The following is a 716-nucleotide window of genomic DNA, read 5'->3' as shown; positions in this document are numbered from 1 at the left end:
CTTTTATTTTCTGCCCTTTCTTGTGATTATGCTCATTTCACCATACGGCATCCGCTCCATGAACCGCCGCATGGAACTGGAACAAAAGCTTGATGAAGCAAATCAGCATATTAAGGAACTGGTCAAGCGCGAGGAGCGTGTACGAATTGCCCGCGATCTGCACGATACACTTGGCCATACTCTTTCACTGCTCACATTAAAAAGCCAGCTTGTCCAGCGCATCATCGCCAGCGCCCCCGAACGGGCGCGAAAAGAAGCAAGAGAAATGGAAACCACATCAAGAGCAGCCTTAAAACAAGTCCGGGAACTCGTGTCTGATATGAAAACGGCAACTATTGCAGAAGAGCTCATCCACATCCAGCAAATCCTGCGGGCTGCAGACATCACATTCGAATACATGGGAGGTTCCGATTTTTCAAATATCCCTCCTGTCACACAAAACATTGTCAGCATGTGTATACGCGAAGCCGCCACAAATATCGTCAAACACAGCCGCGCCACCCATTGCACCATTTCCATCTCTCAAACAGATGATAAAATAAGCATTACCATCAAAGACGACGGAATGGGGATGGATCAGCAAAAAACACCATTTGGTAACGGCTTGCGCGGAATGAAGGAAAGACTTGCATTAATCGACGGCGCTCTCGACGTTTCAACCCATGACGGCACAGTTTTAAGCATCGCCGTTCCAAATGTAAAGAAAGCTGAAGGAA

1 protein-coding gene is annotated in these 716 nt (G+C 47.5%); it reads left to right on the top strand.

The window, feature by feature from the left end; translation table 11 throughout:
* On the top strand, positions 1-716 hold a 716-nt coding region (locus ACWHAR_RS26995), incomplete at both ends, for a sensor histidine kinase (RefSeq protein ID WP_452088421.1).

This window comes from Bacillus sp. LR--39 (genome assembly GCF_053613335.1).
The sequence above is the reverse complement of the archived record's forward strand: the minus strand, read 5'-3'. Positions and strand labels throughout refer to the sequence as shown.